Source organism: Microbacterium sp. Root322 (assembly GCF_001425645.1).
GTDB classification, from domain to species: domain Bacteria; phylum Actinomycetota; class Actinomycetes; order Actinomycetales; family Microbacteriaceae; genus Microbacterium; species Microbacterium maritypicum.
In genome coordinates this window covers 953,701-966,976 of record NZ_LMCS01000003.1, presented here as the reverse complement: position 1 = coordinate 966,976, position 13,276 = coordinate 953,701, and the positions used below count along the sequence as shown (strand labels likewise).

The window sequence follows — 13,276 nt, the reverse complement described above, 5'->3', positions numbered from 1 at the left end:
ATCGATCCGACCGAGCAGCCTTTCAGGCTATCAGGTACGCAGCCAGCGTCGGATCGCGAAGCCGGCCGAGAGCGCGGCGAGGATGACGCCGATGCCGATCAGCACGGGAACCACGAGCGCGGCATCCTGCATCGTCACCCATGTCGTGATGAACGGAACCCGGCCCCGAAGGTAGCCGTTGACTCCGAAGTGCACGCCGGCCACGACGGCGGCGCTGGCCAGGGCGGAGCCGAGGAAGGCGGCGAACACGCCCTCGAGGACGAACGGCGTCTGGATGAAGCGGTTGGACGCTCCGACCAGGCGCATGATGCCGATCTCCTTGCGTCGGGCATACGCCGACAGCCGGATGGTGGTTCCGATCAGCAGGGTGGCGGCGATGAGCATGAGCACCGCGATGCCCACCGCGATGTATGTCGCGACGGTCAACGCGGAGAACAACGGCTCGAGGTATTGGAGCTGATCCTTGACCTGCTCCACACCGGCCTGTCCGCTGAACGCCTCGGCGAGCACCTGCGACTGGCCCGGGTCTTTCATGGTGACGAAGAACACCTCGAAGGCCTGGTCGGGCGTGAGCACGCTCGCCTGGTCGGCGCCGAGCTGATCGACGAGCTTGGCGTAGGTCTCTTCCTTGGTGTCGAACGTCATCGAGCTGATGAGCGGCTTGAGCGCATCGCCCTCGAGCTGTGCACGGACGGCGGCGACCTGCTCCTCGCTCGCCGCACCGTCGAGGCAGGTCTCGGATTCCGAGACCGCGGAGCACATGTACACCGCGACCTGGGCGCGCTCGGCCCAGTAGCCGCGCATGACGCCGATCTGTCCCTGCATCAGGATCGCCGCACCCACGAACGTCAGGGAGACGAAGGTGACGAGCACGACGGAGATCACCATCGAGATGTTCCGCCGGAGCCCGCCCAGGGCTTCGGTCAGGATGAGTCCGATTCTCATGAGGTCGGGCCCACTTCCTCGTCGTCTTCATCGGAGAGGCCGAGGCGATCGGCGACTCCGAGCTCGGCGACGTCGACCGTCGGCAGCGTGATGGGGTGTGTTCGCGGGCGGATGACCGCCGGAGGTTCGACGGCGGCGGGAGGCTCCACGACGTTCACGGCAGAATCAGCGGCCTGCGAACGTGCGGGCTCTGGGGGCTCCGGGGGCTCGACCGTGCGCGGGGCCGGGGGAACCACGGTCTCCCCGTCCCGGTCGACCGCGGCCGCGGCCTTGCGCTGCGTGCTGAGTTCCTCCGCCAGGGCGGCACGCACCATGGACAGGTCTGCGGTCTGACGCTGTACTTCCTGCACGGCGGTGAGCGCGGCCGCTGCCGCGGCCCCACGCACCTCCTCCGGAACGAGGCGCGGGATGTTGGAGGTGTCGCCGTACCCGCCGTGCACCTCATCGCGAACCATCTCGCCGTCGCGCAGCTCGATCACGCGGCGCTGCATCTGGTCGACGAATCCGGCTTCGTGGGTGGCCATCAGCACGGTGGTGCCGCCGGCATTGATGCGGGCGAGCAGCTGCATGATGTCGACCGAGGTGGCGGGGTCGAGGTTTCCGGTCGGCTCGTCGGCGAGCAGCACCTGAGGACGATTGACCAGAGCGCGCGCGATCGCGACGCGCTGCTGCTCACCGCCGGAGAGCTCGTGCGGCATCCGCTTCTGCTTGCCGTCGAGACCCACGAGTGCCAGGGCCTCCGGAACAGCCTGCTGGATGAAGCCGCGCGACGAACCCGTCACCTGAAGCGTGAAGGCGACGTTCTGGTAGACGGTCTTCGAAGGCAGAAGTCGGAAGTCCTGGAAGACCGATCCGATGTGGCGGCGGAAGTACGGCACCTTGCGGTTGGCAAGCGCCCGCAGGTCCCTGCCCAGCACCGCGACCCGCCCCGTCGTCGGGACGTCTTCGCGCAGGATCAGGCGCAGACAGGAGGATTTGCCGGAGCCCGAGGCGCCGACGAGGAAGACGAACTCCCCGCGCTGCACTTCGAAGTCGACACCGGAGAGGGCGGGCTTCGACGTCCCGCGGTAGCGTTTCGTGACGTTCTCGAACCGAATCATGGCGCTACGAGCCTAAGCGCGGGCTCTCCCCTGGCCGCGAGCGACACCCCGCACGACGCTTCCGTCCTCCGACCGGATGGGGATTGCTCCCCATCCACGACCCACTTCCACGTCGCCTGCCACTGCTATACATGAAGATGTCGGCTGCAGGAAGTGGCCGCCGAATTCTTTCAAGGGGGACCCATGACTACGCCCGCAGGATGGTACGACGACGGATCCGGTCGACAGCGCTGGTGGGACGGCCAGCAGTGGACCGAGCACTTCGCCCCGGAGACCACCGATGCCCCGGCCGTCTCCGAGGAGCAGCTCGTCGTCGAGGAGCAGGTCGCCGAGACCCCATCGATCGATGACACCGTCGTCCGTCCGTCCGACGAGACGCCGATCTCCCCCGAGTCGTCGGATCCGTCGCAGACGGCTTCCGCAGGTCTCACCGCTCAGGATGTGAATGATGCTCCCGGGGCGACGGCGGCGACGACCCCGCTCAGCGACGACCTCGGCGCATACTCCGCCCCGGCGGCTCCCGCCTACCCGGTCGGCGCAGCCGCGCCGTCGTCGGATTCCTACCCGGGCGCCGCGCCGGCCTACCCCGGCAGCACGACGGGCTACCCCGCCGCCGCCGGGTATGGGCAGCCCGGTCCCGAGGAGCCGAAGAAGGTGTCGGTCCTCGGACTCGTCGGACTCGGGCTCGCGGCGCTCGGCACGATCCTGGTCTTCATCCCGGTGATCGGCTTCATCGGCTTCTTCCTGCTCGCCGCCGGGTTCATCGTCTCCCTCGTCTCGGTCTTCCTCAAGGGCAAGAAGTGGCCGGGCATCACGGGGCTCATCCTCGCGGTCGTCGGGACGATCATCGGCATCGTGATGTCGTTCGTCTACCTCTTCGCCTTCGCGCAGGGAGTGAGCGAAGAGATCGACAGGATGCCCACCTCTTCTCCGTCGATCGAGGCGACCGCGCCGAGCGAGACCGAAGGAACCGACGGCACCGAGGGAACCGATGCCGGCGTTCGCCCGACCGCTCCTGAAGTGGCTCAGGGACTCACGGCGATCCTCGCTTCCACCGGAGCCGAGGGATACACCGAGCCTCAGATCTCCTGCCTCGCGGACCTGTTCGTCGCCTCCGACCTCGACAACGCGACGCTGCGCACGATCGCCGAGAGCGATGGCGCGCTGACCGACACCGATGCCCTCTACGGCTTCGCCGAGGTGCTCGGGGACACGGACGCGGTCGCCGCGTGCTTCACGCCCTGACCACCGCAGAGTGACGTCGAAGGCCTCAGGAGCGTCGCGCTCCTGAGGCCTTCTTCGCGCGGTCGTCCTGTCATTCGACACAGGGCGCCCAGCGCCGCTACCGTCGTCATGACGGCCACACCGCTGAGGATCGGCCGGCGTAGCGAGAATGACCTCACCACGCATTCGCCGACCGAGAAAGACACACGGGGAAGCCTGATGACAACACCTGCCGGCTGGTACGACGACGGCTCCGGGAACCGACGGTGGTGGGACGGTCTGCAGTGGACCGAGCATGTCGTCACGGGGAGGCCGGCGCCTGGCGGCGAGTCGACAGCGTCTGAACCGACAGTGCAGGAGCCGACGGCTTCCGAACCGGCGCCGGAGGCTCCTGTGCCGGCCGTACCCATCACCCCGCCCGCCGACGCCGAACCGGCACCCTTCGTCCCGCCGTACACGCTCGCGGGCCAGATGCCCGCGCCCGCTGCGACCACGTCCCCTGCCGGTATGACGTATCCGGCATACGGCGGATACCCGGCGGCGTCGTGGCCGGTCGCACCGTCTCCGCAGCCTGCGACCGGAGTGCCGGTGGTGGGGATCATCGGACTTGTCGCCGTGGTCATCGGCGTCGTCTGCGCCTGCTTCCCGGTGATCGCGATCGCCGGTTGGGCGCTGCTCGCCGTGGGCTTCGTGATGTCGCTGATCTCGCTCTTCCTGCGCGGACGGAAGTGGCCTGGCATCACCGGACTGGTCGTAGCCGTCGTCGGCGCGGTGCTCGCCGCCGCGGTCTCCTTCCTCGTGCTGGCGACGTCGTCGATCGCGGAGAACGGCGACAGTCCGTTCGCCGCTCCCGGCGATCGCCCGTCGTCCGAGGGCGATTCCTCCACCGGACGCGAGGATCCCTCCACCATCGAGGGTGCGGAGATGGTCCCCTTCGAGGAGCTCGAGGTCGGCGACTGCCTCCCGCTGGTCGAATACACCGACGACGACGTGATCTTCGATCTACCCGTCGTGCCGTGCGAGCAGCCCCACACCGACGAGATCTACCTCATCTTCGACGTCGAAGACGGCGAGTTCCCCGGCGACGACGCCCTGGGCGTCACGGCGTCGGACGGCTGCCTCGCGGCGTTCGAGTCGTACGTCGGCGTCTCCTACGACGTCTCCGAGCTCGATTACTACTACTACCAGCCGACGAAGTCATCCTGGAACCACGCATCGGATCGCACCGTGCAGTGCATCCTCTTCAGCTACGAGGAAGTGACCGGAACCCTCAAGGGCGCGAACTACTGACCGACGACGCACACGAAGAAGGCCCCGGATCTCTCCGGGGCCTTCTTCGTTGACTCAGTCCTCGATCTTGCGCTTGCGCCAGCGGATGCCCGCCGAGATGAAGTCGTCGAGGTCGCCGTCGAACACCGCCGCCGGGTTGCCGGACTCCTGTCCGGTGCGGAGGTCTTTGACCAGCTGCTGGCCGTAGAGGAAGTACGAGCGCATCTGGTCGCCCCAGCTCGCGGTGATGTTGCCCGCGAGCTCCTTCTTCTTCGCCGCTTCCTGCTCCTTCTGCAGGAGCAGGAGTCGCGTCTGCAGCACGCGCATCGCGGCGGCGCGGTTCTGGATCTGCGACTTCTCGTTCTGCATCGACACGACGATGCCGGTCGGGAGGTGGGTGAGGCGCACGGCCGAGTCGGTCGTGTTGACCGACTGCCCACCGGGGCCGGAGGAGCGGAAGACGTCGACGCGGATGTCGTTCTCCGGGATGTCGACCTCGGTGGCCTCTTCCATCAGCGGGATGACCTCGACAGCGGCGAACGACGTCTGGCGCTTGTCGGCGGAGCCGAACGGGCTGATGCGGGCGAGGCGGTGGGTTCCGGCCTCGACCGAGATGGTTCCGAAGGCGTAGGGCGCATCGATCTCGAAAGTGGCCGACTTGATGCCCGCGCCCTCCGCGTAGGACGTGTCCATGACCTTGACGGGGTACTTGTGACGCTCGGCCCAGCGCAGGTACATGCGCATCAGCATCTCGGCGAAGTCGGTGGCGTCGTCGCCGCCGGCGCCGGAGCGGATCGTGATGATCGCGGCGCGCTCGTCGTACTCGCCATCGAGGAGCGTCTGCACCTCGAGCTGGTTGATGAGGTCGGTGAGAGCGGCGAGCTCGGCGCGGGCTTCCTGCGCGGAGTCCTCATCGCCCATCTCGTTGGCGAGCCCGATCAGGACCTCGAGGTCATCGAGACGCTGAGCGATGCCGGTGATGCGGGCGAGCTCGGACTGGCGGTGGCTGAGTGCGCTGGTCACCTTCTGCGCGTTCTCGGTGTCGTCCCAGAGGTCGGGGGCACCGGCCTCCTCGCTGAGACGCGCGATGTCGTCGCGGAGACGGGAGACATCGACGACCTCGCTGATGTCGCCGAAGGTGTGCCTGAGCGCCTGGATTTCGGCGGAGAGATCTAGTTCGAGCATGACACCTCAGCCTAACGTGCCGCCTGCCCGCGCGGGGACCCCGTCGTCGGAGACCTTTCCGCAACGGGAGTAGCGTGAAGCTGTGAGCAGTGCTTCGACGGTCCTTCGACAGTTCGGGCCCATGGTGTATCTGCCGACGATCCTCTTCGCCCTCGGCGAAGGCGCCGTGATTCCGCTCATCCCGGTGCTCGCCGCATCCATGGGCGCCGACGTGGCGTTCGCCGCCCTCGTGGCCTCCGCCCTCGTTATCGGTCAGTTGTGCGGCAACCTTCCTGCCGGCTGGGCCGTGGGCAAGATCGGCGAGAGGTACACGATGGTCATCGCCGGCGTGATCGCCATCGTCGCCGGACTCGGAATGGTGTTCGCGCCCTCGCTCGGCGTGTTGGCGGCCTCGGTCTTCCTCCTCGGGATCTGCGCGGCGGCCTTCGGTCTCGCCCGCCACGCGTTCATGACCACTCGCGTGCCGGTCGCCTTCCGTGCGCGTTCGCTCTCGCTGCTCGGCGGCAGCTTCCGACTCGGCATCTTCATCGGCCCCTTCGTGGCCGCGGGGCTCCTGCAGCTGTTCGGGAGCGAGAGTGCGGCGATCTGGTTCTTCCTGGGCTGCCTGGTGGTCATGGTCGTGCTGGTGCTCTTCGGGCCCGACCCCGAGAAGATGGTCCCGCCGGTACCGTCGACCACTCACGAGCGCTATCTGGAGGACTCCGGCGAGGCGGTGAGCGGATCGATCCCGACGATCGAGCGCCTGGGCATATTCCAGACCATGTGGCGTCAGCGCGCGGTGCTCGGCCGGCTCGGGCTCGCCGCCGCGTCGCTCTCGGCGGTCCGCTCGGCGCGACAGGTGGTGCTGCCGCTGTGGGGACTGTCGCTGGGATTGGATGCCTCGACCATCGCCCTCGTGGTCGGCGTCTCCGGCGCCATCGACTTCGCGCTCTTCTATGCGAGCGGCCAGGTGATGGACCGCTTCGGCAGACTGTGGGCGGCGATGCCGGCGATGGTTCTCATGGGCGCCGGGTTCCTCGCCCTGTCGTTCACGCACGACGTGGATGCGGCGGTTCTGTGGTTCGGCATGTTCGCCGCCGTCCTCGGTGTCGGCAACGGCCTCTCGAGCGGCATCCTGCTGACCCTGGGCGCCGACGTCGCCCCGAAGCGGGAACCCGCGGCGTTCCTCGGATCCTGGCGCACGCTCACCGATGCGGGCGGGGCGATCGCTCCGCTGCTCGTCTCGGCCATCACGGCTGTCGCCGCCCTGCCGTTCGCGGCGGCCGCGATGGGCGTGGTCGGCCTCGTCGGCGCTCTGGGCTTCCTGCGGTGGATCCCGCAGTTCGTCCCGCGGGAGCGCCCGGAATCCGGCGACGACTCCTCCGAGGGGGAACAGGAATGACCCAGGCTCTGGAGGCGGATGCCCACCGACTGGTCTCGACCTTCGTGCCCCGATCGGAACGAGACCGTGCAGCGCAGGCCGACTTCGCGTCGTTCTTCGCGGCAGAGGGTGGCCCGGTGCATCGGGAGGCAGGACCCGATCACCTCACCGCGTCGTGCGTGGTGTTCGACGCATCACTGCAGCACACGCTGCTCGTCTTCCATCGCAAGGGGCAGTTCTGGGTGCAGCCGGGAGGCCACGTCGAGCACGGCGATGATTCGGTCGTGGCGGGAGCTCTACGCGAACTGCGCGAGGAGACGGGCATCGTGGTGGAGCCGACGCCCGCCCCTCTCGCCTACGACCTCGACCACCATGGGCTTTCCTCGCGCTTCGGCGCCTGCGCCTCGCACCTCGACATCGGCATCGCGGTCGTCGTCGACCGTGAGTCCGCGCTGACCGTGAGCGAGGAGTCGGAGGACGTGCGCTGGTGGCCGGTCGACGCCCTGCCCGCCGAGGTGCCGCCGCAACTCGTTCCCCGGCTCGACGGACTGCTCACGCAGCTGCGCAACCCTCGCTGAGCCGAGGCATCTGTCACCGCAGGGCCGTGCGGCTGGTGGCGGTCGATTCCAACGGGACGCCGTCGGGCACGAACACGGACACCAGCGGAGGATGCCATTCCGCGGCGACGGTCACCCGGGCGGTGACGCCGTCGGGCGTGCCCGCGGCGGTGAGCGACGCCTCGCCCGGCAGCGTGCTCATGAGAGCGTCGGCCTGTTCCTCGACGCCGGCATCGGTCAGCTCGGCCCGCACGCTGTCGTCGTACACCGCCAGGGTGAAACCGTCCGCTCCGGCGAGCGCGGCGGAGTCGGCGAGTGCGTCCAACCGCTTCTGGGCGATGTAGAGATCGGTGGCGCAGACGCACACGAAGATCACGGCCAGAGCGAGCAGTACGTAGCCGAGAGTGAGCAGCAGCACGCTCCCCTCCTCCTGGTCGCCGACCGCGGCGTGAGCTGTTCGGGCCTGCCCCCTCATCCCGTCCCCCACAGCCGTGACACCTTCTGCACCGCTTCGGCCTGCACAGGGACGGCCGTCGAACGGTCGAGTCCGAGCACCTCCGGCACCAGCGGCAGCCGCACCCGCGTGGTGACGGTGACGACGATCGTCGTGCCGGCCGACGGGCACTCCGCTGCGGGCGGCGCGCAGGAGAGCATCACATCGACCGCGTCCTCATCGAGGCCGTACTCGTCCACGATCCCTGCGAGAACCGCGTCGCTGCGGTCCGCCGCGGTCGCAGCGTCTGGCGCTCGCGCGATCACGCGGGCGATGTGCCGTGCTGCCGCTTCCGCCCCGAAGGTCTGCTCCTGGATCGCTCCGAGCGCGATGACGAGATAGATCAGCGGCACCAGAAGGATCACCCCCACCGCGATGAACTCCAGGGCGGCCGATCCCTCGTCATTCTTCCCCGAAGGTCTCGGCAGGTGCATGAGCCTCCACCTCCATCGCGAGGGGAAGGCCGATCAGCCCGAGCAGCGGAAACGTCGTGCGGACCCGGACGTCGACCGTCTCGTAGGGCGGGGCGCCGGAGACGCCGATTCGGATGTCCTCGGCGTAGTCCGCGCCGACCGCGCGGGAGATGACGTCCCTGGTGCGTTCGATGCCCTCCTCCGGGGTCGTATCGGCGAGAGCCGCGTGGTAAGCGCCTTCGACGGCGGCGTCGTGCACCACGTTGCGCACGTACATCGCGAACGCGAGCTGCAGCACAGCGAGCGTGAGGGCGGTGAGGAGCGTTCCGACGAGCACGAACTCCACCGGGCTGGAGCCGCGATCATCCGCGCAACCACTCCGGTCGTCCATGTCAGAGCCCCGAGACCCTCTGGATCGCCTGCTCGAACAGCGAGGTCAGAGCGGGACCGGCGACGGCCCAGATGAGCACCACCAAGCCCGCGGTCATCAACGTGACGAGCACCCATCCGGGAACGTCACCCGCTTCGTCGTCGATGAAGGCGCGGAACCGGGTCTTGACGTCATGCCACCGGCGTCGCCGGTGCTCCTGTGTTCGTGCGGTCATGGTGGTCCTTTCGTCGGGCGGTCAGCCGATGCCGAGCCGGAGGATGAAGAGTCCCGGATACACGGCGAAGAGCACCGAGAGCGGAAGGATCAGGAAGACGAGCGGGAGGAGCATCAGGATCTCTTTGCGTCCCGCCTGCTCGATCAGTACGCGCTTCGCATCTTCGCGTGCATCGCCCGCCTGTGCATGCAGGACGGCGGCGAGCGGGGCACCGTGCTCGAGCGCAGCGATCACCTGGTCGACGACGCGAGACAGTCCGGGAAGCTGCAGCCGTCGCGCCATCTCGTTCAGCGCATCGGCCAAGGGGGATCCGGTGCCGACCGCGAGCACCACCTGGCGCAGCTCGGCGGTGAGCTCACCCGACCCCACATCGGCGACCCGGCGCAGCGAATCGAGGAACCCCTCACCCGCGGAGAGACACAGAGCCAGGAATTCGAGCGTCGTCGGAAGCTCATCGGTGAGCCGCGCCCGGCGGGACCTGGCGCGCGCGGAGAGCTGCACGTCGTATGCGGCGGCGGCCGCCGCGCCGCAGAGCAGCGGCATCGCGCCCGTCGGCACTGACAACCGGCCGGTCACCGCCAGCACGGTCAGCACAACCGCGCCCACACCGATCCCGGCGAGACCCCACCCCAGCTGCCGCCCGCGGAACGCAGCCGGGTCCGTGCGCAGACCCGCCTGCGCCAGCCGCTGCCGGAGAGCCTCTCCCCCGCCGAGCATCCTCTCGAACCCGCTTCGCGCGCGCTCCCACAGCGTCCGCCCGCTCGCTGGCAGTGCTCCCGCAGCGGGAAGAACCCCGCTGGGCAGCTGATCATCGGCGACGACGTCGCGCACGTAGGGCCCGATCCGCACGGCCAGAGATGCCGCCCTCCACCGCGGGAGGGCGGAGAGGATGCTCATCACTCCCGCGGCGAAGCCACCCCCGATCAGGATGGCGCTCGCGAGGACCGAGATCGCGCTCATCCGAACCACCGCCGAGGCTCGGGAAGCCGGCCGATGCGGACCATGACGTGGAAGGCGAGGACCGACACCGCCGCCCCCAGGCAGATCACGATCACGCCTTCGGGAGTGCCGTATGCCGCAGCGCCCTCAGGTCGGAGCACCAGCAGGCCGAGGATCACCCACGGCGCGACGGCTCCGAGAACCGCGGCACCGCGGATCCACGACTGTCGCGCCTCGACCTCGCCCCGGAGCGCCGCATCCGCCCGCACCGAGCTCGACAGGGCGCGCAGCACACTGATCAGTTCCGTGCCGCCGACCTGACGCGCCATCCGCAAGGTCTCGGCGATGCGATCGCCGATGGGGTCGGCCAACGTGGACTTGAGCCGATCGAGGCTCGACTCGAACCTTCCGCTCGCCCGCAGATCTCTCGCGAAGACGATGAACGCCGGCCTGAGCATCTTCGGTGCGGACTCCGCCAGACTCGCCACCGCGTCGGGGAGCGACAAGCCCACGCGGATCGATGCGATCAGGAGATCGCAGACGTCCGGCCAGAGCTGTCGCCGCAATCGTCGCAGTCGCGTGCGGCGCCCTCGGAGGAGCATGATCGGCGCCGCCGCCCCCGCAAGGCCTGCCAGTACGGAGAGCACCGCGATTCCGGTCAGAAGCCACACCACGGACGCCGCGACCAGCCCGGCCGCGATGATGACGGTGAGAAAGACACGTCGCGAGAGCCCGTCGAACCCCGCCTCCTCGATCAGACGGACGAGCCGACCCTGTCGCGGGAGCGGTTCGGCCTCGTCCGACAGGGGCCACATCCATGGCGAGAGGCACAGGAGCACACCCGCAGCGAGGACAGCGCCCACGAGCACCGTCACGATGCGGCCTCGATCGGACGCAGGTCCCCGCGCTCCCTGCCGAAATCGTCGCTCTGCCGGGTTCGCGCCCGGTAGACCGACCTCGTGCGCACCTTCCCCTCGTCGATGTCGCCTGTCGGAGCGATGATCTCCTGCACGTGTCGCCGTCCTGCCCGATCTCGGACGCAGTGCACGACCAGATCGATCGACGCGGCGAGCGCCGGTGCGATGAATGCACGATCGATGTTCCGTCCGGCCAAGAGCGGGAGGATCGTGAGCTTCTCGATGGCTTCGGTCGCCGAGTTCGCGTGCACGGTGCACGCCCCGGGTACGCCGGTGTTGAGCGCGAGCACGAGATCAAGGGCTTCGGCGTCGCGGACCTCGCCGACGACGAGACGGTCGGGGCGCATGCGCAGCGCCTCCTTCACCAGTCGACGCAAGGTGATCTCCCCGGTCCCCTCGAGACTCGCCTGGCGCCCCTGGAGCGAGACGAGATCTGGCCCCTCCACGGCCAGTTCGAACGTCTCCTCCACGGTGACGATGCGCTGCGTACCGGCGCAGGAGGCCAGCAGCGCGCCGAGCATGGTGGTCTTGCCCGCGTGCGTCGCTCCCGAGACGATCACGCTGCGGCCGTCGTTCATGGCGGTCGTCAGCAGCTCCGCGACGTCGGTCGGCATCATCCCCTGCGCCGCGAGCGCGTCGAGGGATCGATACTTCGGCAGGAATTTGCGGATGTTGACGGCCCAGGAGCCGCGCACCACATCGGCGATCGCCACGTGCAGACGGGATCCGTCCGGCAACGAGGCATCCACGAACGGCTGGCTGATATCCACCCGCCGGCCGGTCGACTGCAGCATGCGCTCGACGAGGTCGCGCACCGCGACATCGTCGAGACGAAGGCCCGTCCGCTCGGCCGTGCCCTCTCGCGCGACGTGCACGTGGCCCGTTCCGTTGAGCCAGATCTCCTCGATCTCCGGATCGTCGAGCAGCGGCTGCAGCGCGCCGAATCCGCTGAGCGACGCCATGACCTCTCTCACGCACGCCGCTTCATCGTCGATCAGCGCCTCGCCGCGAGCGAGGGCGAGATCGTCGTGTCGGCGAACCTCGGCGTGGGTGATGCGCGAGGCCGCCTCCGGATCGATCGACGGGTCGATACCCTCAGCGCGCAGACGCGACCGCACACGCTCGGCGACAAGGGCGGACGGATGACTCACCCAGGCATCCTCGCAACAATCGCCCTCCGCCCTCCGAAGTTATCCACAGCCGCTCTGGCGCGCCCGAGCGCTCAGGGGGAGACGGACTGCGGGCTGATCCCCAGACAGGCGGTTTCGACGATCAGTAGACTGTTTCCACCGCGCGGGAGTGGTGGAATTGGCAGACACGCAGGATTTAGGTTCCTGTGCCCCAGGGCGTGTGGGTTCAAGTCCCACCTTCCGCACGAGAGACGACGGCATCCTTCTCGGGTCGCCACGACATCGCTCTGTTCTACCGCCGACCATTCACGACCGACGGGACTCCCCCTGTGCTCGAAACCATGCTGCACGCGCCGACCGCTCTCATCCCCTGGCTCGACCCCCAGACGATCATCGGCGCGGCTGGTCCTTGGGCGCTTCTGGTGGTCTGCTTCATCATCTTCGCCGAGACCGGCCTGCTGGTCGGTTTCCTCCTCCCCGGCGACACCCTGCTCATCATCGCGGGGCTCCTGACACACACCAGCAACGTGTTCGGCGTGAACATCTGGGTCGTCTCGCTCCTGATCGCTCTCTCGGCCTTCGTCGGCGGCGAGGTCGGCTACCTGATCGGCCACAAGGGCGGGCCGGCGGTGTTCGAGCGCAAGGAGTCGGGCCTGTTCAGCAAGAAGAACGTGGAGCGCACGAACGCATTCTTCGAGCGCTTCGGCGGCCTCACGGTCATCCTGGCCCGTTTCGTGCCCATCGTGCGCACCTTCGCGCCGGTCGCAGCCGGCGTGGGCCACATGCCGTGGCGCCGCTACTCGCTCTACAACTTCATCGGTGCCATGATCTGGGGCTTCGGCCTCACGATGGTCGGATACCTCATCGCCTACATCCCGTGGGTGCGCGATCTCGTGGTCGAGTACATCGATGTGATCCTGCTGATCGCGGTCGGTGGCACGGCTCTCGTCACGCTGTGGCACTACTTCTCCGAGCGCCACAAGGCCAAGAAGGCCGCTGCAGCAGGCGAAGACGTGTTCACCGACGCCGAGGAGGCACAGGAGCTCGTGCTCGACGCCGACGTCTTCGACCGTTCTCCCGACCTGGACGGCGACGGCAAGCACTGATCGCGCATCGGGGCCGACTCCTCGGCACCCGAT

The 13,276-nt window shown here is 68.5% G+C and carries 15 protein-coding genes and 1 tRNA gene; 6 read left to right on the top strand and 10 right to left on the bottom strand.

Annotated elements, in window-relative coordinates; translation table 11 throughout:
* Nucleotides 1-30 precede the first annotated feature (30 nt).
* Both ftsX and ftsE read right to left on the bottom strand, forming a co-directional pair.
* On the bottom strand, nucleotides 31-945 hold the full coding sequence (gene ftsX / locus ASC55_RS17000; protein ID WP_017828551.1) for a permease-like cell division protein FtsX: 915 nt from the start codon (nucleotides 943-945) through the stop codon (nucleotides 31-33).
* A complete protein-coding gene (ftsE, locus tag ASC55_RS16995; protein WP_055877773.1) occupies nucleotides 942-2,045 on the bottom strand; it encodes a cell division ATP-binding protein FtsE in 1,104 nt (367 codons plus the stop codon). Before ftsE ends, ftsX begins: the two co-directional genes overlap by 4 nt.
* A 183-nt stretch (nucleotides 2,046-2,228) precedes the next feature.
* Between ftsE and ASC55_RS16990 the strand changes: the two genes are divergently transcribed.
* Both ASC55_RS16990 and ASC55_RS17540 read left to right on the top strand, forming a co-directional pair.
* On the top strand, nucleotides 2,229-3,290 hold the full coding sequence (locus ASC55_RS16990; RefSeq protein WP_055871004.1) for a DUF2510 domain-containing protein: 1,062 nt from the start codon (nucleotides 2,229-2,231) through the stop codon (nucleotides 3,288-3,290).
* A 198-nt stretch (nucleotides 3,291-3,488) separates the two neighbouring features.
* The gene (locus ASC55_RS17540; RefSeq protein ID WP_162243064.1) at nucleotides 3,489-4,559 is read left to right on the top strand and encodes a DUF2510 domain-containing protein; all 1,071 of its coding nucleotides are present in this window, start codon (nucleotides 3,489-3,491) and stop codon (nucleotides 4,557-4,559) included.
* A gap of 54 nt (nucleotides 4,560-4,613) precedes the next feature.
* Here the strand turns inward: ASC55_RS17540 and prfB are convergent, their stop codons facing one another.
* Complete coding sequence (gene prfB, locus ASC55_RS16980; RefSeq protein ID WP_017828547.1) at nucleotides 4,614-5,723, bottom strand: peptide chain release factor 2; 1,110 nt, start codon at nucleotides 5,721-5,723, stop codon at nucleotides 4,614-4,616.
* Between the two features lie 121 nt (nucleotides 5,724-5,844).
* Between prfB and ASC55_RS16975 the strand changes: the two genes are divergently transcribed.
* Together ASC55_RS16975 and ASC55_RS16970 are read left to right on the top strand one after the other, a co-directional pair.
* Nucleotides 5,845-7,104 (top strand): MFS transporter, encoded by a 1,260-nt coding sequence (locus tag ASC55_RS16975; RefSeq protein ID WP_055877768.1) that lies wholly within the window; start codon nucleotides 5,845-5,847, stop codon nucleotides 7,102-7,104.
* Entirely contained in the window at nucleotides 7,101-7,661 is a 561-nt protein-coding gene (locus ASC55_RS16970; protein WP_055877764.1) for an NUDIX hydrolase, read from the top strand. The genes ASC55_RS16975 and ASC55_RS16970 overlap by 4 nt, the downstream gene beginning before the upstream one ends.
* A gap of 13 nt (nucleotides 7,662-7,674) precedes the next feature.
* Here ASC55_RS16970 and ASC55_RS16965 read toward each other — a convergent pair whose 3' ends face one another.
* The 7 genes from ASC55_RS16965 to ASC55_RS16935 are packed head-to-tail and all read right to left on the bottom strand — an operon-like array spanning nucleotide 7,675 to nucleotide 12,158.
* Entirely contained in the window at nucleotides 7,675-8,058 is a 384-nt protein-coding gene (locus ASC55_RS16965; RefSeq protein WP_235563400.1) for a hypothetical protein, read from the bottom strand.
* Between the two features lie 53 nt (nucleotides 8,059-8,111).
* Nucleotides 8,112-8,567 (bottom strand): hypothetical protein, encoded by a 456-nt coding sequence (locus ASC55_RS16960; RefSeq protein WP_055877761.1) that lies wholly within the window; start codon nucleotides 8,565-8,567, stop codon nucleotides 8,112-8,114.
* Nucleotides 8,536-8,937: a TadE/TadG family type IV pilus assembly protein gene (locus ASC55_RS16955; protein ID WP_055877758.1), complete on the bottom strand. Its 402-nt coding sequence runs from the start codon at nucleotides 8,935-8,937 to the stop codon at nucleotides 8,536-8,538. The genes ASC55_RS16960 and ASC55_RS16955 overlap by 32 nt, the downstream gene beginning before the upstream one ends.
* Before the next feature lies 1 nt (nucleotide 8,938).
* Nucleotides 8,939-9,151, bottom strand: a complete 213-nt coding sequence (locus ASC55_RS16950) for a hypothetical protein (protein ID WP_055870983.1) — start codon at nucleotides 9,149-9,151, stop codon at nucleotides 8,939-8,941.
* A 21-nt stretch (nucleotides 9,152-9,172) separates the two neighbouring features.
* Nucleotides 9,173-10,111: a type II secretion system F family protein gene (locus ASC55_RS16945; RefSeq protein WP_055877755.1), complete on the bottom strand. Its 939-nt coding sequence runs from the start codon at nucleotides 10,109-10,111 to the stop codon at nucleotides 9,173-9,175.
* Entirely contained in the window at nucleotides 10,108-10,965 is an 858-nt protein-coding gene (locus tag ASC55_RS16940; RefSeq protein WP_055870978.1) for a type II secretion system F family protein, read from the bottom strand. Before ASC55_RS16940 ends, ASC55_RS16945 begins: the two co-directional genes overlap by 4 nt.
* Nucleotides 10,962-12,158 (bottom strand): CpaF family protein, encoded by a 1,197-nt coding sequence (locus ASC55_RS16935; RefSeq protein ID WP_200935196.1) that lies wholly within the window; start codon nucleotides 12,156-12,158, stop codon nucleotides 10,962-10,964. Before ASC55_RS16935 ends, ASC55_RS16940 begins: the two co-directional genes overlap by 4 nt.
* A 142-nt stretch (nucleotides 12,159-12,300) precedes the next feature.
* Between ASC55_RS16935 and ASC55_RS16930 the strand changes: the two genes are divergently transcribed.
* Together ASC55_RS16930 and ASC55_RS16925 are read left to right on the top strand one after the other, a co-directional pair.
* Nucleotides 12,301-12,382: transfer RNA gene (locus ASC55_RS16930), tRNA-Leu, on the top strand.
* Between the two features lie 96 nt (nucleotides 12,383-12,478).
* Nucleotides 12,479-13,243: a DedA family protein gene (locus tag ASC55_RS16925; protein ID WP_055877955.1), complete on the top strand. Its 765-nt coding sequence runs from the start codon at nucleotides 12,479-12,481 to the stop codon at nucleotides 13,241-13,243.
* Nucleotides 13,244-13,276 lie beyond the last annotated feature (33 nt).